Source organism: Pontibacter sp. MBLB2868 (assembly GCF_051904785.1).
In the GTDB taxonomy this organism is placed as follows: domain Bacteria; phylum Bacteroidota; class Bacteroidia; order Cytophagales; family Hymenobacteraceae; genus Pontibacter.
This window is the reverse complement of sequence record NZ_CP196710.1, coordinates 314,376-337,817: the sequence shown is the minus strand read 5'-3', so window position 1 is coordinate 337,817 and position 23,442 is coordinate 314,376. Positions and strand designations below refer to the sequence as shown.

The following is a 23,442-nucleotide window of genomic DNA, read 5'->3' as shown; positions in this document are numbered from 1 at the left end:
GATTAGTCTACAAAAAAGGGTTGCTAGTCTAATAATTAAAATAAAAAGCTACGGAAGGTTAAAAATTGAGTAAATAGAATATAAACAAGACAGGCCGCTTAAATGGCTCAAAAGTATAACTGCAATTACCTTCTATAAACTTATAAAATGCTACATAAAAAACTTCTTCTTTTGGGATTGTGCTTATGCCTTAACCTTCCAGGCTTTGCCGGCGGACAGGAAGCGGACAGGCAGAAGTATAACTTTACTGTTGACCTGACCCAGGTAAAGAATGATAAGGTACAGGTTACATTAATAACACCCCAGATTACGGAGAATGAGGTCATCTATAATATGCCTAAAATAGTACCGGGAACCTATTCGGTATCAGACTTTGGCAAATTTGTAAATGATTTTACGGCTTACGATAAAAATGGCAGAGAGCTGAACGTTACCAGAGTTGATACCAACCGTTGGAAGATCAGCAATGCGTCAGCACTTCATAAGATCACTTATTGGGTTGACGATACATTTGATGCGGCTAACCGGGAGGATATACTGTTTGAACCGGGCGGCACCAACATAGAAGACAACAAAAACTTCCTGCTTAATACGTTCGGTTTCATCGGTTATTTTGACGGTATGAAGCAGGTGCCGTACGAGCTTAACATAACCAAGCCGGAAGGTTTTTACGGCTCTACACCACTTAAAACAGTAGCTACTACTGCAACATCAGACAAGTACCTGGTACCAAACTATGTGGACCTGGCCGACTCACCCCTGATGTATAACAAACCGGATACAACAGTACTTCACCTGGGCAAAACAGAGGTACTGGTATCTGTATATTCCCCTTCCGGTAACGTTACATCAAAGCCCATTGCAGCAAACGTAAAAAATATTCTGGAAGCACAGCGCAGCTACCTGGGCGGCAACCTGCCCGTTGATAAATATGCCTTCCTGATCTATGTACCGGAGCGTGTAGGGAAATCAGGTTCTTACGGGGCACTGGAACATTCTTACTCATCGGTATACTTCCTGCCCGAGATGCCTGAAGCGCAATTCAGCAGCACCATCCGGGATGTGGCCGCGCACGAATTCTTCCATATCGTAACACCCTTAAACATACATTCCGAAGAAATCGGAAACTTCGATTACATCAATCCAAAAATGTCGAAGCACCTCTGGTTATATGAAGGAGTAACAGAATATTTTGCATCGCATGTACAGGCTTATGAAGGCCTGCTGAACCTGGACGAATACCTGGCCAAATTACGTGAGTACATTGCAACCTCTAGAACCTTTTACAACGACACGCTGCCGTTTACAGAGATGAGCGCTGAAGTACTGGACAAGTATGAAAAAGAGTATGGCAATGTTTACCAGAAAGGTGCTCTTATTGGCCTGGTGCTGGATATAAAACTACGGGAGCATAGCAACGGCAAGTATGGCTTGCGCGATCTGATGCTGGACCTCTCTAAAACATACGGAAAGCAGAACTCCTTTCAGGATGAAGAGCTTTTTGATAAGATCGCAGAACTGACCTATCCGGAGATCCGTGAGTTTTTCACACGGTATGTTGAGGGCAACGAGCCGCTGCCACTGGAGGAGACCCTGCAGAAAGTAGGCATCATTTACGACCCGGTTGCGACCGAAAAAATGAACAGCTACGGTGGTTTTGTGCCTGGCTTTGACAGTGAAACCGGGAAAATAATTGTAGAGGAGAGCAGCAATATGGATGCCTTCGGAAGACAGATGGGCTTTCAGGAAGGCGATCAGCTACTGGAACTGAACGGAACTAAGATAACACCTACAAATGTACGCGCCCTGATAGCTGACACCCTGCAGCAAATGCAGCCCGGTGAGAAGATCACCATAACTGTAGGGCGTAAGAACGGCCGGGGAAAACTGAAGGAAAAGAAACTGAGAGGGGAAGTAACACCCGTGGAGCGACAGGCAGTGCACGTACTGGCTCCGGACCCTAACGCCACGCCACAGCAACTACAGTTGCGTGCTGCATGGCTGAACACGCAATAAATACACAGCCACTAGTATAAAATAAAACTATGAAAAATTTCACATCGAAAGCCCTGCTTAAAAAGCTGGGAGGGCTAGCGGTTTGCCTAAGTATTTCATCCTCTGTCTTTGCGCAGGAAGTCCTAACACTTGAGCAGAGCATCGAAATGGCACGCCAGAACAACGTAAGTCTGCGCCAGGCAAGGTATAGCTCCAACAAAGCCGATATCATCTTACGGAAAACCAAACTCAGTTACCTGCCTACTCTTTCCGCTGAAACCAATGTGCGGCGGGTAAATGGTTTAACCTTTGATAACGTGTCGGGCCAGTTGAAGCGTGGTAATACCAACACTTCCAGCCCTTACATGGTCGGCCAGTTAGTGCTGTTCGATGGTTTTTCAAAGCTTTATGAACTAAAACGGGCAAAGCAACAGTCAGAGGCTAACAAATACGGACAGGTACAGGCCGACATAGATATGGAGGCTTTGATAACAGGCTACTACCTGCAGGCAGTACTGGACCGGGAGAATATGCAGATCGCCCATGAACGCATCAGCCTGCTAGAGCAGCAGATAAGCAAAATGGAAACGCTGGAGCGTGCCGGCGTAAGAACCCAGGACGATGTGTACCAGCTAAAAGCCCAGCTAGCAACGGAGAAGCTGAACCTTATCACACATAAGAATAATTACCGCCAGTCTACGGCAGCCTTGGTGCAGGAGATGAACGTGCAGGGCAGTACGGATTATGAGCTGCAGGTACCGCAAACTCCAATTGATATTACCGCTGAGCTTCCGGCCCTGGATGCAGTACTGGAACGTGCGATTGGATACTCTCCTCAGCTGAAAGCCGCCGAGGCCAGCGTTCAGGTTTCGCGCTACAGCCATAGCATAGCACGCAGTAGCCTATCCCCTACTCTTTCTTTAAGAGGAATTGTGGGCTCAAACTACTCTAGTAACTACCGGGTTCTGAACCCCGAAAATGGTGATTTCTCCAGGGTGCCTTACTTTGACCAGGTAGACCAGAACCAGCAGAAAATAGTAGAGCTTAGTCTGAGCATCCCGGTTTTCAACGGGTTTAGCCGCCATTTTGAGGCACAGGCAGCCCGAATGGATCTGCGCAATGCTGAACTGGATCTGAACGCTGCCCAAAATTCACTGAAGCAAACTATACAGCAGGCTTACCTGGATGTGTTAGCGGCACAGGAAAAATATAATACTGTGATGGCAAACCTGGAGTATACCGAAAAGGCATTTGTGTCAGCTAAAAGGCGTTATGAAGCTGGTACAACAGACTTTTTCTCGTACCTGGAATCTTTGAATAATAAAAACAAGGCGCAAACGGAACTTCTACAGAGCAAATGTGAGTTCTACTTCAAACTGCGGATTCTGGAACTTTACCAAGGATAAAACATTATTCTTACCTACTACCTATCTACTTTTAAACCCGCTGTCTTTAAAGGCGGCGGGTTTTTTAGTTGTTTACAGACAATTATTGAAGTCAGGGGAAACATTCATATTATGAATTAGTTAAGCATGAAAACAGTTTCTAATTAGCTTTATTATGATTTTAAGTTTCCATAACTTCACCCCATTAAGAGATTTATTACCCTAAATGCGCTTTTCAGCCCTCCTCCTTCCCCTTTTATCACTGCTCCTTTTGATTGCCGTGCCTGCTATAGCGCAGAATTACAGTATCAGTGGTTTTGTTCGTTCTGCCTCCACCGGAGAGGGCTTGGTAGGTGCTACAGTTGCGGTGCCAGCCTTAAGAACAGGCACTATCACTAACGAGCGTGGATTCTATACTTTGTCGTTGCCGCAAGGCCCTCACACGCTACAGGTAACTTATGTAGGTTATAATACTACTAGCCAAAGCATCATGGTATCAGGTGCCGGGCAAACTGTAAACTTTAACGTGGAGCCCTCCGCTAACGAGCTGAAAGTAGTGGAGGTAGAAGCCACTACACTGCGGCAGAAGCTGAACGATACCCGGATGAGCGTAGAAAAACTGACCAGCAAAGAAGCAAAGCTATTGCCAGCCTTGCTTGGTGAAGTAGACCTGATAAAAACATTGCAGCTAAAGCCGGGCGTTCAATCTGGTGGCGAAGGGGCATCGGGCCTCTATGTACGTGGTGGTGGTCCGGATCAAAACCTGGTCTTGCTTGATGATGCAGTGATCTATAATCCTTCTCACCTGTTCGGCTTTTTCTCGGTATTTAACTCCGATGCCGTGAAAAGTGTAGAATTGTACAAAGGAGGCTTCCCGGCTCAGTTCGGAGGCAGGTTGTCATCGGTGGTGGATGTGGAAATGCAGGAAGGAAATAATGAGGGTATACATGCCACCGGCGGCCTTGGCCTGATCTCTTCCCGGCTTACCATTGATGGCCCCTTGGTAAAGGATAAGGTAAACTTTGTTCTATCCGGCAGGCGCACCTATGTAGATATCTTTACAAGGCAGCTAAACAACCTGAATGAAGACAAGGAAGATTATAACCGGATACCGGATTACTACTTTTACGACCTTAATGGGAAGCTGAACTATAAGCTTGGCGATAACGATGAAATCAGCTTCAGTGGCTACTATGGCCGCGACTTTTTTGCCTTCGAAGATACCGATTTCCGCTTTGGCTTTGACTGGGGCAATAAGATGGGAACACTTAACTGGAGGCATAAGTATAATCCGAAGCTGTATTCCAACACAAGCCTCAGCACCACCAGTTACCAGTACACCATCAAAAACGAGATAGATATCTTTACTTTTAAACTGACTTCAGATATTGAAGATTATACGTTTAAAACTGATTTTGACTTGTTCCTGGATGGTGGCCATAGTTTGAAATTCGGGGCCTCTGCCACGCATCATAATTTTACGGTAGGCCGGCTAAACTTTGACTCCGACGACAATAGTTTATCTTTTGGTGCTGGCAATAACTATAAAGCCACCGAGTTCGGAACCTACGTCTCAGATGATTTCCAGGTAAATTCATTGTTATCCCTGAATTACGGCTTAAGGCTATCGGGCTTTAACAGTAAAGGAAAAACCTATGTGGCGCTGGAGCCACGTGTGGCTGCTAAGTATAACCTTACCGAAAACACTGCTCTGAAAGGAAGTTATGCCAGCATGATGCAGTACGTGCACCTGGTATCCAATTCGGGGGCCTCACTGCCTACCGACATCTGGTACCCGTCCACAGATTATGTAAAGCCGCAGCGTTCTCAGCAGATAGCTACCGGCATTAGCCACCTTTTTGGCGATGGCAAATATTTATTAACCAATGAACTCTATTACAAGTGGATGCGCCGGCAGATCGATTTCCGCGATGGGGCTAATTTATTTGTTAATGACAGTCTTGAAAATGAATTCCTTTTTGGGAAAGGCGACAGCTATGGCAATGAATTATACATCGAAAAGATTAAAGGCAGAACCACAGGCTGGATTGGTTATACGCTCTCCTGGACCTACAGGCAGTTTGACGGCATAAATGGAGGCAACAGGTTTACGACCCGTTACGACCGCCGCCATGACCTTAGCATTGTGCTGCTGCACCAGCTAAGCAAACGCATAAATATAACCGGTGCCTTTACCTATGGTACCGGCAATGCTTTTTCTTTGCCGGTAGCCAGATTCGCATTTCAGGATGTAGAGGGGCAGGAGCCATCAGTAGTACCAATTTTTACTGAAAGAAATGGTTTCAGGCTGGCTCCGTATCACCGCCTTGATCTGGGGCTCGTGCTGAAGCTCCGGCCAAAGCGTGGTGCTGCAGACCTTACCTTTAGTGTCTATAATGCCTATAACAGACGCAATCCGTACTTTGTGTATTTTGAGCAGTTAAAAGATGAACAGAGTGGGCAAACCACGGGCTTCCAGGCTAAGCAGGTTTCCCTTTTCCCTACCATCCCTTCTGTTACCTATAATTTCAAATTCTGATGAAGCTGAAAACCCTCTCATACCTGTTTATACCACTTTTACTTTTGCTCGCTTCCTGCGATCTTGAGAAAGACATTGAGGTAAATTTACCGGAATATGAGCCACAGTTGGTGGTAGAGTGTTACCTGCAACCCGGCAAGCCCTTCAGGCTAACGCTGATGGAAAGCTCCGGCTACTTCGAGACGCCACAGCCTGCGCTGGTGTCTGATGCAGATGTGTACATAACCCACAATGGCAGACGCATAAAGCTATCGTATAAGCCTATGCTTTCGAAAACGTCGAACCTTTTCCACACGCATTCCTCCACTGAAAAAATGCAGGGCAAACCCGGAGACATTTTCGGGCTGGAAATAACTGACAAAAAAGGACGAAAGGTAACGGGCTTCACAACAATTCTGCCTGCTGTGCCTATCGACACCATCGAGTGGAAATTCAACGAAAAAAACAAAGCTTACCTGCTCACTACGTTCCAGGACAATGCTGCAACGAAAGACTTTTACAGGTATGTAACACACCGCGACAGCCTGCACACCGACCCGGAACGGGCATTTGTTACATCAGATAATCTAACGAATGGAAAACGCACATCCTTTGGCTCTGCCTATGACTATGAGCGTGGCGATACGTTACTGATAACCCTGTATCATATTGAAAAGCAGTACTATGACTTTTTAAGTTCTACTGCGGATGCAAAAAATGCCAACGGAAACCCGTTCGCCCAACCATCTTCTATTAAGTCTTCGGTACAGGGTGGCATCGGTATTTTCACGAATCTGGCTTATGACAGAAGGAAAGTCATTATAGAATAGTTTTACTATAAAATAAAAATTACATAAATAAATATAACAAATTTAATATAATATAAGTAAGCTAGGGCTAATGCAAGTTTCATATCTGCAATGATTTTGCCCTGACAATGAAAGACATCTTATCCATTCCAAACATTCCGCTGTGGGTAACACACCCCTCCTTACTTAAAACTTTTAAACAGTTCCTGGGATTCCTAAAAAAACCCACTTCTAACGCAGCGCCTTTAGTATCTGCTAACAGTAAAGCTAGGATATTGCTGCATTTACTACTAACAGAAATACTTGTTAAGGGATTTGTAGTTGCAGTGGTTGTATTGCTTTATAGCCTGTTAGATATAAACTTACGCCAAAGTAATCTCCATATTATTTTCGGGCAGCGTTCGGTCTATTTTGTGCTATTGCTGGTGGTAGTGTATGGGCCCTTAAAAGATGAGCTGATCTTCAGGCTCCCTCTGGTGTACTCCCGGCGGTTTGTGCTGATTGCACTTGCTGTATTCCTGGTTGGATCTGCCCCGTTGGTCATGCAGGAAGCCGGACTTAGCTTAACACACTATGCAGCGGCAGCATTCGTTTGCTGCTTGCTGGCAACTTTTGTCTTGCTTTCCCCTCGGCTACATGCCTATATCCGGCAACCCTGGAAAACAGATTATACCGGCCTGTTTCATATCATCTCTTTTGTATTTGCGCTACAGTACCTGGTAAATTACCCTTATATTAACCTGCCACTGTTTATGCTGCCTGTACTGGTCCTGCTTCAGTGGATAGAAGGGCTTTTTCTGGGATACACCAGGCTGTACTTGGGTTTTAAGTGGAGCATGGCACAGCACATTTTCAATAAAACACTATTGTTACTGGTATTCTATAGCTTTTACAGTATTTGGTAATGAAGCAGCTTAACTCTGATACGCTATGAAATTAAAAGCCCTACTCACCCTCACATTATTTTTCCTGTCAGTTCATTTTGCCCACTGCCAGGTTTTTGCGTCTTACCATCAAACCAGTACTCCCTTTACAGGGGTTGGCTATGAAGTATGGCGATTTGCCCCTGAAATAAGGGTATCAACCAATGTTTTCGCGGACGATATCAGCACTGAATTTGTATTGCCCTTCAAGGTCATTTCAAAAGAAGATTATTATGTTGGTTTTGGGGCAGGTTACAGGACAAACAGTTTTAGTGGACTTGTGGTACCACTCGGGTTCAAAGCCTTTCCGTTTGATAAAAAGAAGATGGGATTTCAGGCAGAAGTAGCTGTCATATCTGATTTTACCAGCTCTGCCCTTTTTCGCGGTAGTTGGGGCATTGTATACCGCTTCTGGGAAAAAGATGCGCTAAGATAGCGATAGCTTGTAACTGCGTAGCAGCTAACAGAAGAGGTTCTCCTGTTAGCTGCTACGCAAGTTTTAAATTACTGCTGCCTTACCAACTCCTTTATCAGCTTCGTCATGCGGGGTTCTGCAATGGCTGCAGCTTCCAGAATGTCTGCCAGTATTACTTTCTTGATCCTATCTGGTGTACCCATGTCTGTGATCACAGACACTGCAAAAACAGGCATGCCCATGTGGCGTGCGGCAATTACCTCAGGCACCGTAGACATCCCCACAGCATCTGCTCCTATTATACTGATATACTTGTACTCTGCGGGTGTTTCCAGCATTGGCCCCGGTACACTTGCATACACACCTTCACGTAACTCAAATCCGGCATCTTCCGCTATGACCATTGCCTGGCGTACAAGATCCTCATCATATGCGTCACTCATGTCAGGAAAGCGTGGCCCAAGCTCATCCAGGTTTTTGCCTAAGAGCGGGTTACTTGGCTGCAGGTTGATATGATCTGTGATCACCATCAGATCGCTGGTATTGAAAGATGGGTTCAGGCCGCCTGATGCGTTAGATACAAAAAGCTTCTTCACTCCCAGCAACTTCATCACACGCACCGGAAACACAACCTGATCCATGTTATACCCTTCGTAGTAATGGAAGCGCCCCTGCATTACAACAACGGAACGGCCTGCCAGTTTACCGAAGATCAACTTGCCAGAATGGCTTTCCACTGTTGAAACAGGGAAATTCGGTATCTCGGCATAAGAAATACTGTGCTCCACCTCCACATCGTTTACAAGTGCTCCCAAACCGGTGCCAAGTATAATCCCAAATTCCGGTGCGAAACCACCAGTGCGATGTTGTAAATAGTTGGAAGACTCCTGTAATAGCTGCATCATAAGTTTATGAGTAAAATTTTAAAATCTGACTAAGTAAATTTGTAAGTGCAAAGTAGCCTGAAGTATACTTTAAATAAAATGACTTTTATCAAGCCCTGCGCATTGCCTTCAATAAATATGACCTGTTTGTAATGGCTCCTATACTTCACCGGTCACAAACACAGTGGCAAGTTGCAAAAAAATAGAGTGCTCTAAAAACAAAACTGCCTCCGGGCTATCTCCCGGAGGCGGTTTATACTTTTCAGCATCCTGAATATGCTTAACTATCGTGTCAACGTTTCAGGGCTATTGCACATGCAACTCATATGGCATGCGTGCCTGCACACCTTTAAGCGACTCCACTTTCTTGTACATCTGGTAGTAAGGGTACAACTCGCCCAGCTCAGCCTTCATCGACTGTGCCTTTGCCTGTGCTCCAATGCCTCCAAACAATTCTTCGAAGAACGACTTGCGTTCCGGAAGTTCTTTGATACGATAATCATCTTCAACACCCGCTTTTGCAGCAGCAATAGCAATTGCTTTCTCCAGTCCGCCATATTCATCAACAAGTCCGCGCTGCTTAGCCTCAATACCAGACCAAACGCGGCCTGATGCATATTCTTTCAGCTTATCCTGCGGCATGTTACGGCCCTGCGCTGCTTTAGCTGTAAATGTTTCATAAATCTGGTTGATCTGGTTCTGCACAATCTCCTTCTCCTGCTCCGTCATAGGGCGGGTGATAGTTGGTACATCCGAAAATTTGCCAGTGCTCACATGGTCCACTGTTATACCTAGTTTCTCATTAAGGAAACCTTGAATGTTAGGAATAACGCCAAATACTCCGATACTACCTGTAATTGTGTTAGGGTGTGCCACTATGGTATCGCAACCCATTGCAATGTAGTAACCGCCGGATGCAGCCACGTCAGACATAGACGCTATAATAGGTTTCACCTTTTTGGTAAGCTGCACTTCGCGCCAGATAATATCTGAGGCAAGCGCACTGCCACCTGGCGAGCTGATGCGCAACACAACAGCTTTTACATCATCATCCAGCCTGGCTTTACGAATAGCATCGGCATAATTTCTACTGCCTATATTATCCTCTGCACCGTCACCGTCCACAATATCACCTTCGGCATAAATTACCGCGATCCTGTTTTTAGAGGTACTGATGTCCTTATCTTTTACTTTCTTATACTTCGAAAGCTGTACCAACTTAAGCTTTTCATCTTCGTCGATACCTATTCGCTTCTTCATAGCGGTTATCGCCTCATCATAGTACCCGATATCCGTGATCAGCTTAAACTTTTTGGCATCTTCCGGATCGCGCACCAACAGGTTGTCCTGAACGTCTTTTAACTCCGCAACACTCATCCCACGCGCCTTTGCAATATGTTGTAGCTGGTAATTATTGATAGAGTTCAGGAAGGAGTTCAGCTGTTCACGGTTTGCATCGCTTGCTTTTTCTAAAAAGAAAGGCTCTACAGCACTCTTATATGTTCCTACTTTAAAAATCTGAGCCTCGATATTAAGTTTGTCCAGCATGCGCTTGAAAAAGAACATCTCAGAACTCAATCCATTAAATTCAATCGTACCCATTGGGTTCAGATAGATCTTATCGGCTACCGAAGCCAGATAATAGGCCTTCTCTGTAGAGATATCGGAATAGGAAATAACAAACTTTCCAGATCTCTTAAAGTCGATCAGTTCGTTGCGTATCTCCTCCAGTTTACCCATACCAGCATCAACAAAGGACATATTAAGGAAGATGCCTTCGATGTTGTCATCCATCTTCGCCCGGCGAATAGCGGCTTTTATCTGGTCCAGTCCGTCAGAACTCGATAAGGAACCGAAAGAGAAACCAAGTTCATTCAGAGGATTCTTTGGATCTCGCTCCAAAATCGGTTTATCCAGCCTAAGCTCCAGCACAGAGCCATCATCAACTGTCACTTCATCACGGGATGCTGTACTGGCGGCAATGCCGAAAAGCAGCAGGATACTGATGAAGGAGAATATGAGCAAACCCACAATGGTAGCCAGCACATACTTCAGAAAATTTAACATATAGTTTCTTGGTGTGTTACACTTTTAATTGAAGCCCCTATGGCTCCTTCCTTAATTAAACAAATTTAGTGCTTATAGTTCAAATGCTTTTGTCCTTCTCGACAAACCATTCGTTTTCATAGACAAACCCTACAAGTTAATACCTGTACTTTTTCCCCCACTGTGCCTGAAGTTGCTTTAACAGGTCACGTTCGCGGGCATTATTGCCAGGCTGATATAAGGCGTTGCTGCTCAGCTCCTGCGGCATAAACTCCTGTTGCACAAAATTACCTTCGTAGTCGTGGGCATATTTGTAGTTATTACCATAGCCGATCTCCTTCATTAGTTTGGTAGGAGCATTACGGATATGGAGCGGCACTGGCAGGTTACCGGTTTGCTGCACCAAAGCACGCGCCGTTTTAATGGCCTTGTAAGAGGCATTGCTTTTAGGAGACGTAGCCAGGTAAACAGTACACTGTGAAAGTATGATCTCTGCCTCAGGGTATCCGATCATCTGCACTGCCTGAAAACATGAAGTGGCCATTAACAGCGCATTTGAATTGGCCAGGCCAATATCTTCGGAGGCGGCGATCAATAGCCTGCGAGCAATAAATTTGGGGTCTTCGCCACCCTCGATCATGCGCGCCAACCAGTACACGGCCGCATTCGGATCAGAACCTCTGATGGATTTAATATAAGCAGAAACCAGGTCATAATGCATCTCCCCTGACTTGTCGTACATCACAATATTTTGCTGTGCGACCTGCTTTACCAGTTCGTTCGTCACGACCACCTCTTCGCCTTTAACGCCTTCAGCTACAATCTCAAGCAGGTTAAGCAGCTTACGGGCATCACCACCCGAAATAGTCAGAAGCGCCTCATATTCCTGCACCTTTACGTTTCGGAACTGCAGCCACTCGTCCTTCGCCAGTGCTTTATCCACAAGCTCTATCAGCTCATCTTTGGTCAGGTGCTTTAGGATATATACCTGGCAGCGCGACAGCAACGCCGATATTACTTCGAAAGAAGGATTCTCTGTGGTGGCTCCTACTAAGGTAACAGTACCTTTCTCAACAGCGCCAAGCAAAGCATCTTGCTGCGACTTGTTAAAGCGGTGAATCTCATCAATAAATAATACTGTCCCCTGCCGCTTCTTAGCCTGGTCAATTACCTCCCGAATGTCTTTTACACCCGAATTAATAGCACTTAAAGCTACAAAAGGCACTTTCATCTGGTTAGCGATGATATTGGCTAATGTGGTTTTGCCCACGCCCGGAGGCCCCCACAAAATCATACTTGGTATCACTCCGCCTTCAATGTAGCGGCGCAAGATGCCATCAGCCCCTACCAGGTGCTTTTGTCCGTAATATTGATCAAGATTATGCGGCCGCATACGTTCGGCCAATGGTATATTCGGGTGAATCATCTGCTATAAAAACTTTCTCCGGATTCGGTTATAAACAAAGCTACGAAATTATTGCTTTCCCTTCTCCCGGTCAGGCACGCCTGGCGTCGCCTCTTCATTTAATGGGGGCAATGGGTCCTGCACCCGCTCGCTTTTATTTCGGAGCGCTGGCACCTCCAACGGATTTTGGCCAGGTCTTTCGTCTCCAAATAGCACTCCCCACTGCTTAAATGGCCTGCTTCTGTCAAAAATTATTTTCAGAACAGCTATGATGGGCAAAGAAAGGAACATGCCTGCAATACCCGCGATCTCACCCCCGACCAATACTCCCACAATGGTAGCCAGCGCATTTATTTTAACCTTTGAGCCAACAATACGGGGCATCAGGATATTATTATCCAAAAACTGTACTGCTGCAATGGTGCCAAGAACTGCAAAAATTGGCCACAGTTCAGATGATGAGGCCAGCGTAAGCAATACCCCTATTATGTTGCCGATAAGGGCTCCAACGTAAGGTATCAGGTTCAGGAACGCAAAGATCACCCCGATCAGCAAAGCATGTTTTATTCCGATGATCATTAATATCCCGCCTAACAACACGGTCATGTAGCTTACCTGAATAAGCAGGCCAAAAAGATAGCTTTTGATGATAACTTGCATTTCGTGCAGCACATCTGCCACTTTGCTATCCATTTCTTTCGGGAACCACAGGAACACAAAGCGGAGTAACAGATTACGGTAAAATAGCATCAGGAAAATGTAGATAGGCAGCAGGCCGACAAAAACGAAGATGGAGGTCAGGGACAGGGCTGCGCCACTAAGCAGGTTGCCGGCATAGCTAAGCAGACTACTACTCCTGGTCCGGATAAAATCCATCTGCTCCGCTGTAGAGTACGGCGAATGCTCTCCCACCCAGGCACTCAGCGCACTTAAGTGGCCCATAACATTTTTCTGAATGGTAGGGAAATCTGAAACAAGATTGCTGATCTGGATAGAGAAAAACCAAATAGCCAACCCCACCACCACGATCACAGCCAGCAAACTAACAGATATAGCCAGCATCTCGGGAAGTTTATACTTCCGGAAGAACCTGAAAAGTGGCAAAAGCATGATACTTATAAAAAAAGCCATCAGCAACGGAGCCAGTATCCCATTCCCCAGCACGACTATCCACCCCAGGAAAAAAAGCCCCATTATTTCAATTGCTCTTCTTACAGTAGTAGGTGTATTGCGTATAAAATCCATTTTTAGAAAGTCTTTTTTTGTTTTCATCCTTATACGGAGTAAAAAGAATAAGCACGTACCTTTGCACCATGAGTAAGCAAGTGCAGGTGCATCTGGCATTGTTTCTGGTAGCCCTGATCTACGGAAGTAACTACAGTATAGCCAAAGAAGTTATGCCAACTTATGTTGGCCCGTTTGGATTGATCGTGATCAGGGTTGTTTCTGCTGCCATTTTTTTCGGGATACTTTCCAGGATGGTAACAAAAGAAAAGATTGTGGGGCGGGCAGACAACCTGCGCGTTATACTTTGCGGCATCACAGGTATTGCAGTAAACCAGCTTTGCTTCTTTGCTGGTCTCAACTTAACAGCACCGATAAATGCTGCCCTGCTGATGGTGATCGTGCCGGTAGTGGTGCTCATCTTCTCGGCCATACTTTTGAAAGAGCGTGTCGGGAAGCGGAAAATATCCGGTATTTTAATTGCCTGCACCGGGGCCTTGCTTCTGATCTACAGTTCCCGCAGCGAGAGCGCAACAGGCAACATCTGGGGTGATATACTTATTATACTCAATGCTACTTCTTTTGGCATGTACCTGGTACTGGTAAAGCCATTAATGCAGCGGTATAAAGCCATTACCATCGTGAGCCGTATTTTTACGGTTGGGGCAGTGCTGGTGGTTCCGTTCGGCTTCAATCAGCTGAAAACGCCTGATTACAGCGCCTTCCCGGTTTCTATCTGGCTGGCTATACTTTTCATGGTGTTTGCTGTTACCATTGTGGCTTACCTCCTTAATACCTGGGCCCTACGCTTTGCCAATCCATCTTTAGTAGGAGCCTATATTTACCTGCAACCGGTTATGGCCATCGTTATAGCTGTTGGCCTTGGAAGTGATGTGTTTAACTTACAAAAAGCACTTTACGCCCTGATGATCTTTATAGGGGTTTACCTGGTGAGCAGAACAAAACAGCATGTGCTAAGCAAAACGGAGGCAGAGGTCGAAGTATAGCAGTATAAACCAGAAGCCAATTCTGTAAAAGGTTTTGCTTATACCTTAGTTTACCTGGCAAGTACCAACCTGCTTCGATAGAGCTTACGGTTTACTTCTACTTCACAGATGTACATGCCTGTTTTCATATCTGAGGCACTTATTTCAAGCTTGTGCTGTCCCGCATGCAGCTGCTGCACAGGCACCTCCCTTACAATGCGTCCGCTCAGGTCGATCAGGCGAACAGCTACGGCAGCCGGCTGCTCCACTTTAAATTGTAGCGTTGCTGAGGTGGAGAACGGGTTAGGAAAAACGCTGTACATGCCGCCGTCAAAAGCATTCTCGCCTGCCGGTTCGTCACTTTTCTGGTCATGAGACTGTTGTGCCACCATAGCGCCCGGTAATTCTCCAACATAATATGGCCGCATCATTTCATGATCTTCGTGCGATAGAATGTGGCAGTGCCAGACATAACGGCCAAGCCTGTCGAAGGTAGCGATCAGGCGAGTAACCTCACCAGGTGCAACCGGATAAGTGTCTTTTTTTCCCTGTTGCCCCCGCTCCGGAAGCATTGGCGGCCCCAACCACTTTACTTCAGAAACTTTGCCTTTCGCTTCGTCCTCCTGACTCGCATAAACCGGCTCAAACTTTTGTGAATTCAGCACCTGAAACTGTACCAAGTGCAAGTGTACAGGGTGGGCATCAGGCGTCAGGTTATAAACCTCCCACATTTCAGTGGCATTCAGATCAGGATTCTCCGTTATTTCTTCATCCCAGTCAAGCGCACCCGCCTCAAAGGTACCAAGCATTGGTTGTAGCCTTCCGTATTCGTCAACTCCTTCAAACAGAATAAGCTTTCTGACCTTCATATCGGCCGGTGGATTTACATCAGCGCCATATATCCGGCCATGCGTGAGCAGCCCATTCACTCTTGAAAGTGGAATCTCTTTGTTTAAGTCTTTACTTACCTCAAAAGCCAATATCAGAGAGGCCCCGTCGCCGGCATCTACATCATCTCCGTTAGGATAAGGTGTGTTTGCATCATTTCTGACAATAATTGTTTTACCTTTCAAAGTAGAAAAGTCAATCACTATATCTTTTCGTTCACCTGGTGCTATAAGAAGCTTTTTCTGCAGAACAGGCACCTTCAGAAGGCCGTTGTCAGAACCGATCTGCCACATTTTCACCCCTTCCGTCAGTGTTAAATTATAAAACCTGGAATCCGAGCCATTAAGTAACCGGAAGCGGTACTGCCTGGGCTCAACATCTAGCTTAGGCCACGCTTTCCCGTTTACAAGAATGATGTTACCGAAGAACTCCGGCAAAATGCTTGGGTTTGGAACGTTCTCCGCTACGCCCCCATTTCCACCGTTCATTTCCCCATCTGGTTCGGAAGGATACTATAACTGACCGTCTTTTGTAAACATACGGTCTTGTATTACCACCTCTATATCATAGGCAGTGGCAGGTAATATATTATTTACCCGCAGGCGCTGTTCGTTCTCATCTGTAAGCAGGTAGAATCCAGCCAAGCCTGCATATACATTCAGGCGTGTAATTCCCAAAGTGTGGTCATGGTACCAAAGTGTTGCCGCTTCCTGGTCGTTATGATAATAGTAAGGTGCAGTATCTCCCTTTCTGAAGTTTGCACCAATTTCTTCAAAGCGGGGTGTATACCATGCTTCAGGTAAGCCATCGCTTTCCGATTCGGTATGGCCCCCATGCAGGTGAGTTACGATCGGCACCCCATATGTTGCCTCCCAATCGGTAACTCCATTTTTTTTGATTACTTGCCCAAGCGCCCAATGGTTACTTCCATCCACTGGCAGTAAATGAGGCAGGAAACTTCCTGTACCTTCTGCACCAGTTGTTAAGTAGTTGTGCCAAAATACCTGTACCGGTACATCTTTCTTAGCTAAAAAAGTTGGCCCCGGATATTGTCCATTATATCCCCAGACAGTGGTGCGAACCGGCTTTCCGTACATATCCTGTAAGCCAAGCCCTAGATCCTGCTCAAACTGAGTAATGGTGACATGAAATATACCACCTGCTCTGGCATCGATCTCTGAAGGTATAGGAAGTGGGTTAACAAATTTAGGAACCTCATGAGAAGAGAGCAGTTCCTGGCCCTGAAGCGGGAACCCGGCAAATAGAAATACAATTACAACTATAAACCAAAGGGGGCTGGTTTGAGGTAGGATATGCTTCATACGCCTATATTTAAAGATTGTGTAAAATAAAAAGCACGCTAATCCATAAAAACTCTCTGGCAAAAGAAGCTGGTTTGTATTTTCTGTAAATGACCTGACATTTAATTGCCTCCCATTTTTTTTACGATTTCCAGAAGAACAAGAAAGATATTATTATAGAAATTGCTTGAATAGTAAAATAAATTTAGTCAAAGGCTGAACCGGAGTAGCAGGGCCATCTGCTACTAAATCGATTAAAATAAGAAAAGCACCTGAGGCAGGTGCTTTTCTTATTTTAATCTAGCTTTTTTAACTCCAGTAATGACAGATCAGCTTGCCACGCGTTCTTTTTCAAGGATGTGCTTCACAATTTTTACAGCATGCTCCCGGGAGTTTTCAATAAACCATACCCTTGTATCCATGCCACCACATACTACGCCTGCCAGGTACATGTGTGGCATGTTCGTTTCCATTGTCTCAGGGTTATATGCCGGATGTTTGTGCTCATCGTCTGATAACCGGATTCCTATGTTCTGCAGAAAGCTAAAGTTAGGCTTGTAGCCAGTCATGGCCATTACATAATCATTGGCGATGGTAACATTTCCTTCCGGAGTCTGAATATCTACTTCATTTTCTCTGACAGCAGCTAACGTAGAACTGAAATAAGCTTTTATAGATCCCTCGTCAATCCGGTTCTGCAGATCTGGTTTCACCCAGTATTTTATACTTTGCAGCTCTGCCTGCCGGACAACCATAGTTACCTCCGCCCCTCTTCTCCAAGTCTCCAGGGCAACATCGGCTGCCGAGTTATTTGCCCCTACCACTACCAGTTTTTGCTTATAGAAAAAGTGTGGGTCATAATAATAGTGTTTTACCTTTGGCAGTTCCTCCCCTGGAATACCGAGCAGGTTTGGTATGTCGTAAAAGCCTGTCGCGATTACCACGTGCCGGGCATGATACTGGCCTTTGCTGGTGTTTATGGTATACACGTCTTTATCGGCCGGCTCTATATTACGTACCTCCTCAAATAACCTGATATTGATATCACTAACATCTGCCACCCTCCGATAGTACTCCAGTGCCTCCATACGGTTAGGCTTCGGGTGGATGGATGGAAATGGATAACCCCCAATCTCCAACCTGTCAGAGGTGGAGAAAAAGGTCATGTGCAGCGGGTAGTTGAACAGTGAGTTCACAATGCACCCCTTCTCCAGGATGAGGTGACTTAGACCTGCATTCCTGGCTTCTATGCCACACGCTAACCCAATAGGGCCGCCACCTACAATTATGATATCTATAATATTTTCCAAATTCCTAAACTTTAAATACAGCAGGCAAACCTTAATTGAAGTATAGGTTCGCCTATAAAATAATTACGCCGGAGATGTTGCGAGGGCTCTGTTAGAGTACTTCCTGAAACCTAATAAAAGTGTCAGGCTGACCACTGTAGCACTGGCCATCACACTAGTCATGGGTAAGGAAGTGCCGTTGTGAAATGTACTCACCAAAGCAGATGCAACAGCCCCCATAGCCATCTGGGCACTACCCATTAGGGCAGAAGCACTACCTGCATTACGAGCAAACGGTGCCAAAGCCAATGCAGATGCATTAGGGCTGATAAACCCTAAGGAAAACAAATAGCAAAAAATCAGCATCAGGGAGCCTGTAGCACCAATAAATCCGAAGTAGTTGCCGGTAAGCAGCAAAACACCGGCGACGAACTGAACAATGCCTGCTCTGAGGGTGATCTGTGCTGATGTTCTGCGCTTCATGGCTAAGTTATTTACCTGGCTACCTGCTATAAACCCAAAGGCGTTTAGACCAAAGGCCCAGCCATAATGGGTTTCAGACAATCCGAACTTCTCCATAAACACAAAGGGAGAGCCAGTAATGTATGCAAATAAGCCTGCCTGTGCCGTGCTGGCCGCAAGGGCATAGGTCAGGAATGCCGGGTTCTTCAATACACTAATAAAATCCCCGATCACGCGCTTCGGTTTTAATGAGAGCGTTTTATCAGCTCCCCTACTCTCAGGTAACCGAAAACTAACGAGCAACAGAACTGCAAGACCAATACCGGAAAGCAAAATGAAGATATACCGCCACCCTAGATTTGCTGTTACAAAACCACCCAACGTAGGAGCAATGATCGGTGCTACGCCCATCACCAGCATCAGCATAGAGAATACACGAGGTATTTCACTTACCGGAAATACATCGCGCACCACGGCCCTGCTAGCCACCATACCTGCACAACCACCTAAAGCCAGTAGCAGGCGAAGCCCGATCAGCCACTCAACGGTCGGGGCCATGGCGCAACCAATGGAGGCTGTCACGAAGATGATCAGACCAATTATCAGAGGCTTTTTACGGCCAAACCTGTCAACCAGCGGCCCATAGATAAGCTGCCCTACCGATATACCAATAAAGTAACTGGTAAGGGAAAGCGCCACATGAGAAATATCAGTGTTCAGGTCTTTGGTAATAGCCGGGAAACCGGGCAGGTACATATCAATGGCAAAAGGCCCCAAAGCGGCCAGCGCACCAAGAATAAGTATGATCTGGTTTTGTTGTTTCTTACTCATTTTACCTATAGCCCCTCAAGGCATTCAAAAATTAAAAAGCAGACCAGAAGAAGTTTCCAGGTCTGCCTCCATGTAGTTCGTAAACTTTAATATCGTTTATGTAATTCCACCTTCAAAAATCACATCTTCTTCCGAAGGGAAAATGGACCAGGTTGAATAACAGTTTACGGTGTTGCTTTGTTTCTGGTGCTGCTGCTTATAGCTCCAACTTCATTACGTACATTCCTCTATATTCTTCTTTCATTGCCTCAAAATCTAAGGTATGGGTGCCACACTTTTCAAAGCCGTTCTGCTCGTAAAAATCAACGGACTTGCTACTGTCCATTGCTTTTAGCCAGATTACTTTCTTATTCCTTTCACGGGCAAATTGTTTCGTAAAATCAACCAGCGCTTTTCCGATGCCCTTGCCCGAGGCACGCTTTAGCAGGTAGATCCGCTCAAGCTCCAGCGCCTCCTTTTCTGAATACGCTTCAAACCCCTTGTCAATATTAAACTTCAGGAAACCTACCAGTTCATCGTCTGCATACACCAGAAAAAGGGCTGCATTCGGGTCTTCCAGTTCTTTTTTCAGGGCAGCATCGCTAAAGCATTTGTCGATGTACCACATGCCGCCATCGTGCCACAGGTACAGGTAATGATCCCCGTAAGAATTAAGGGCTATATCCTGTAAAGTATAGAGGTCTTTGGCGGTGCAGGGCGTAATTTGGAGAGTAGGCATAGGCTGGTTGTAATTGACACTGTAAATTTACTGAAATAAAAGCAGCGTAACTAACGCAATCACCCATCTCAAAAAGACCTCTCAGTGTTTAACAAACCTGTGAGTGTCTGTGCCAGTAGCTTTTGCCTTGTAGCACATAAGACACTCACAGGACTGAGAGACGCAGTGAGGTCTGGATTAGACTCTAAATGAAAAAGCTCCTGCCGAATTTCATCAGCAGGAGCTTTTCTATAGTAACTTACGGTAACTTAAACGTTACTCGTTCTGGACTTATTTCCCCAGCTTCTGTTGCTGGTGCTTCTATTGCCCTGGCTGCTGTTACCGCCTCCGTTACGGGGGCCGCCAGCTGGTCTTGTTGCTCCTGCGCCACCGGTAGTAGCACTGCCGGCTGGTTTGTTGCCCCAGCGGCTTCTGCCACCATTGCCGCCGCTACGCTTCTTCTGCGCAACGGTGCTGGCTGCTTCTGCAAAGTCTTTGGCTGTCATCGGGTACGGGTGATTATCTATCACCGGTACTGACTTTGAGATAAGCTTCTGAATACCTACCAGGTAAGCTGTTTCTTCGGCATCGCAAAACGACAGCGCCACTCCGCTTGCTCCGGCACGGCCAGTACGGCCAATGCGGTGAACGTAAGTTTCTGGCTCGTTCGGCAGCTCATAGTTGATCACATGGCTCAGATCGTCCACATCAATACCACGGGCTGCAATATCAGTTGCTACTAATACGCGGGTCTGGCTCTTCTTAAAGTTATCCAGGGCACGTACCCTTGCATTCTGCGATTTGTTGCCGTGTATGGCCTCTGCCTGTACACCAGCTTTTGTCATGTCGCGGGCGACACGGTCAGCACCATGTTTGGTGCGTGTAAATACAAGTGCACGGTCAATCTCACCATCTTTTAAAAGGTGGATCAAAAGATTCTTCTTATCAGATTTCTTAACATAGTATACTGCCTGCTTGATTGTGTTGGCAGTAGATGAAACCGGAGTTACCTCCACTTTCGCCGGATTTACAAGTATGGTATCCGCCAGTTTCATGATTTCCGGTGCCATAGTTGCTGAGAAGAACAGCGATTGTTTTTTCTCAGGCAATACTTTCAGCACCTTTTTCACGTCGTGCACAAATCCCATGTCCAGCATACGGTCTGCCTCATCAAGCACAAACATCTGGATGTGCTGCAAGTGAACGTATTTCTGGGCCATCAGATCGAGTAAACGACCTGGCGTGGCAACCAATATATCTACACCTGCTCTAAGCGCATCTGTTTGCGGACGCTGCGGCACACCACCAAAAATTACAGTGTACTTCAGGCCTGTGTTCTTGCCATAAGCTTTCAGGCTATCGCCGATCTGAATTGCAAGTTCGCGGGTTGGTGTAAGCACCAACGCTTTGATCTTACGCTGGCCACCTTCTGATTGCTGCTGATGCAACAATTGCAGAATTGGAATTGAGAAAGCTGCTGTTTTTCCGGTACCTGTCTGAGCGCATCCTAAGATGTCGCGTTGCTGCAGTACGTAAGGGATTGCTTGTGCCTGGATTGGAGTTGGTGTTGTATATCCTTCTGTTTTGAGAGCTTTTAGGATTGGCTCTATCAGATTTAAATTCTCGAATGTCATTAATTGATCTTACAGTATGAAAGGCTGGCCGTACATCTAATTTGTCGCAGGCTCAACTTAAGCTATGATGAACAAGCGCTTTCAACTGAAAGTACAGCACCATGTGTGCTCTTGCTCATCCTTTCCCCTCTTAACCCTTTATTATGAACAAAGGTTCTTTTATGCTTTTAAGCGGGAATAATAATGCCACAAAGGTAGAAGTAAGTATGGTGAGTTCCTATTTTTAATTTGGAAGCAGTTGGTTCAGCAGCACCTGAAGCAACGATAGCAGGAACCTACTCAGCTCAAAAACTCTTAGGCAATTGCCTCGTTTATACCTGGCAATTTGCCAAAGCGGCGCAGTGTGGCGATGTGAGAACGTAATGCCTGCCAGAAGGTTTCGTTTTCCATGTAAGGTATCCCATACTCCTCGGCTGTTTCTTTCACAATATGTGAAATGGCAGGGTAATGTACATGGCAAACACGCGGAAACAGGTGATGTTCGATCTGGTAATTAAGCCCACCTACATACCAGTTAATAAATTTATTATCGCGGGAGAAATTAACGGTGGTGTTCATCTGGTGTATCGCCCAGTCATTTTCAATGGTACCGTTCGCATCTGGTCTTGGATGGGTAGTGCCCTCTACGGTATGAGCCAGCTGAAACACAACGGTAAGTATGATGCCCGCTACAAAGTGCATCAACAGAAAACCAAGTAACACCTCTGTAAAAGGGATGTGAAAGAACAGTGTCGGCACCACTAGTACCCCAAAGAAATACAACACTTTCATTACGATCACTTTCAACAGCATTTTCCGGTTTTCTACATCAGAATTATTGTTTACTCCATTTTTGATGAAAAGGAAATACTGCACAAAATCTTTCGCAATTACCCAGTACAAAGTCAGTAAGCCATAAAAAACAAAAGCATATAACCACTGTAGCTTATGGTAGAATTTCACCTTGGTGTGTGGCGAAAAGCGCAACACCAGCCTGTCCTGAATGTCCTCATCCATCTCTACTACATTGGTGTAAGTATGATGCAGGATATTGTGCTGCAGTTTCCAGTTAAAAGCAGAGCCACCCACCAGGTTCAGGGTATGGCCCATCAGAAAATTAACCGTTTTATTTTTAGAATATGCCCCGTGATTAGCATCGTGCATCACGCTCATGCCTATACCTGCCACACCTGTTCCCATTATAAACCATAAAAGAAGGCTAAGCGGGAAAGTAGGCTGAAAGGATAGCAGGTATACAAATGGAAGCACATAACAAGCGATCAGTACCACACTCTTAAGCACCATTTCTGTATTCGCATTTTTGGAGATGTTATTCTCTGCAAAATAAGCGTCGACACGCTTGCGTAAGGTAGCGAAGAAGAGGTTTCTGTCCTTCGAAACGAACTTCACTTTACTTTGTAACTTCATATGGGTGCTGCTTGCTATAATAACTGATGCACTTAATCAGAAGCGCAAACTTAAAAGTGAGCGTCCGTATCCGTATTAAACTCCTGAACTAATTCTATCAGTCGTGCTAAAATTTACTGCAAAATGGCTCCTCAACAACTTGCTTAACCTAAGAAAAGGTAAGGTATCAGCCATTTAAGCTTACAATTTAAGTATTAATTACGATAAATAAGTAGTTATCGCCGACAAGTTATCCCGAAATGTGTACCATTCAGCAAGTTGCAATTCAGGCAGTAAAGCACCAACAGCCGCAGGGAGAGCATTAGACCAGACTCTTCCCGCGGCTGTTGGTGCTATTTATTTA

General features: G+C 45.6%; 18 protein-coding genes. 7 read left to right on the top strand and 11 right to left on the bottom strand.

Annotation, left to right across the window (positions count from 1 at the left end; translation table 11 throughout):
* The first annotated feature begins 147 nt into the window (after positions 1–147).
* The 6 genes from ACSX1A_RS01470 to ACSX1A_RS01445 all read left to right on the top strand — a co-directional run bounded on the left by ACSX1A_RS01470 (position 148) and on the right by ACSX1A_RS01445 (position 8,066).
* Entirely contained in the window at positions 148–2,016 is a 1,869-nt protein-coding gene (locus ACSX1A_RS01470; RefSeq protein WP_439881831.1) for a M61 family metallopeptidase, read from the top strand.
* 29 nt (positions 2,017–2,045) lie between these two features.
* Complete coding sequence (locus ACSX1A_RS01465) at positions 2,046–3,401, top strand: TolC family protein (protein ID WP_439881830.1); 1,356 nt, start codon at positions 2,046–2,048, stop codon at positions 3,399–3,401.
* 205 nt (positions 3,402–3,606) lie between these two features.
* Positions 3,607–5,919 carry a TonB-dependent receptor gene (locus ACSX1A_RS01460; RefSeq protein ID WP_439881829.1) on the top strand — a complete coding sequence of 771 codons (2,313 nt, stop codon included), beginning with the start codon at positions 3,607–3,609 and terminating at the stop codon, positions 5,917–5,919.
* Positions 5,919–6,728: a DUF4249 domain-containing protein gene (locus ACSX1A_RS01455; RefSeq protein WP_439881828.1), complete on the top strand. Its 810-nt coding sequence runs from the start codon at positions 5,919–5,921 to the stop codon at positions 6,726–6,728. Before ACSX1A_RS01460 ends, ACSX1A_RS01455 begins: the two co-directional genes overlap by 1 nt.
* Positions 6,729–6,835: 107 nt before the next feature.
* The gene (locus tag ACSX1A_RS01450; protein WP_439881827.1) at positions 6,836–7,612 is read left to right on the top strand and encodes a hypothetical protein; all 777 of its coding nucleotides are present in this window, start codon (positions 6,836–6,838) and stop codon (positions 7,610–7,612) included.
* Between the two features lie 25 nt (positions 7,613–7,637).
* On the top strand, positions 7,638–8,066 hold the full coding sequence (locus tag ACSX1A_RS01445; protein ID WP_439881826.1) for a hypothetical protein: 429 nt from the start codon (positions 7,638–7,640) through the stop codon (positions 8,064–8,066).
* A gap of 68 nt (positions 8,067–8,134) precedes the next feature.
* On the opposite strand, the gene ACSX1A_RS01440 is transcribed toward ACSX1A_RS01445, so the two are convergent.
* The 4 genes from ACSX1A_RS01440 to ACSX1A_RS01425 form a co-directional block, all read right to left on the bottom strand.
* On the bottom strand, positions 8,135–8,950 hold the full coding sequence (locus tag ACSX1A_RS01440) for a purine-nucleoside phosphorylase (protein ID WP_439881825.1): 816 nt from the start codon (positions 8,948–8,950) through the stop codon (positions 8,135–8,137).
* Positions 8,951–9,235: 285 nt separating this feature from the next.
* Positions 9,236–10,996, bottom strand: a complete 1,761-nt coding sequence (gene sppA / locus ACSX1A_RS01435) for a signal peptide peptidase SppA (RefSeq protein WP_439881824.1) — start codon at positions 10,994–10,996, stop codon at positions 9,236–9,238.
* A gap of 136 nt (positions 10,997–11,132) precedes the next feature.
* Entirely contained in the window at positions 11,133–12,401 is a 1,269-nt protein-coding gene (locus tag ACSX1A_RS01430; protein ID WP_439881823.1) for a replication-associated recombination protein A, read from the bottom strand.
* A gap of 48 nt (positions 12,402–12,449) precedes the next feature.
* Positions 12,450–13,652, bottom strand: a complete 1,203-nt coding sequence (locus ACSX1A_RS01425; RefSeq protein ID WP_439881822.1) for an AI-2E family transporter — start codon at positions 13,650–13,652, stop codon at positions 12,450–12,452.
* Positions 13,653–13,693: 41 nt separating this feature from the next.
* On the opposite strand from ACSX1A_RS01425, the gene ACSX1A_RS01420 reads away from it, so the two are divergent.
* Positions 13,694–14,611 (top strand): DMT family transporter, encoded by a 918-nt coding sequence (locus ACSX1A_RS01420; protein WP_439881821.1) that lies wholly within the window; start codon positions 13,694–13,696, stop codon positions 14,609–14,611.
* Positions 14,612–14,661: 50 nt separating this feature from the next.
* Here ACSX1A_RS01420 and ACSX1A_RS01415 read toward each other — a convergent pair whose 3' ends face one another.
* From ACSX1A_RS01415 to ACSX1A_RS01385, 7 genes are all read right to left on the bottom strand, one after another.
* The gene (locus ACSX1A_RS01415; protein WP_439881820.1) at positions 14,662–15,966 is read right to left on the bottom strand and encodes a multicopper oxidase domain-containing protein; all 1,305 of its coding nucleotides are present in this window, start codon (positions 15,964–15,966) and stop codon (positions 14,662–14,664) included.
* Between the two features lie 24 nt (positions 15,967–15,990).
* Positions 15,991–16,800 carry a multicopper oxidase domain-containing protein gene (locus tag ACSX1A_RS01410; protein ID WP_439881819.1) on the bottom strand — a complete coding sequence of 270 codons (810 nt, stop codon included), beginning with the start codon at positions 16,798–16,800 and terminating at the stop codon, positions 15,991–15,993.
* 308 nt (positions 16,801–17,108) lie between these two features.
* Positions 17,109–18,089, bottom strand: a complete 981-nt coding sequence (locus tag ACSX1A_RS01405) for a YpdA family putative bacillithiol disulfide reductase (RefSeq protein ID WP_439881818.1) — start codon at positions 18,087–18,089, stop codon at positions 17,109–17,111.
* A gap of 63 nt (positions 18,090–18,152) precedes the next feature.
* Positions 18,153–19,361, bottom strand: coding sequence for a multidrug effflux MFS transporter (locus ACSX1A_RS01400; RefSeq protein WP_439881817.1), 1,209 nt, complete (start codon positions 19,359–19,361; stop codon positions 18,153–18,155).
* Between the two features lie 196 nt (positions 19,362–19,557).
* Positions 19,558–20,079: a GNAT family N-acetyltransferase gene (locus ACSX1A_RS01395; protein WP_439881816.1), complete on the bottom strand. Its 522-nt coding sequence runs from the start codon at positions 20,077–20,079 to the stop codon at positions 19,558–19,560.
* Positions 20,080–20,327: 248 nt separating this feature from the next.
* Entirely contained in the window at positions 20,328–21,692 is a 1,365-nt protein-coding gene (locus tag ACSX1A_RS01390; protein ID WP_439881815.1) for a DEAD/DEAH box helicase, read from the bottom strand.
* A gap of 294 nt (positions 21,693–21,986) precedes the next feature.
* Complete coding sequence (locus ACSX1A_RS01385; RefSeq protein WP_439881814.1) at positions 21,987–23,099, bottom strand: fatty acid desaturase family protein; 1,113 nt, start codon at positions 23,097–23,099, stop codon at positions 21,987–21,989.
* Positions 23,100–23,442: the final 343 nt, after the last annotated feature.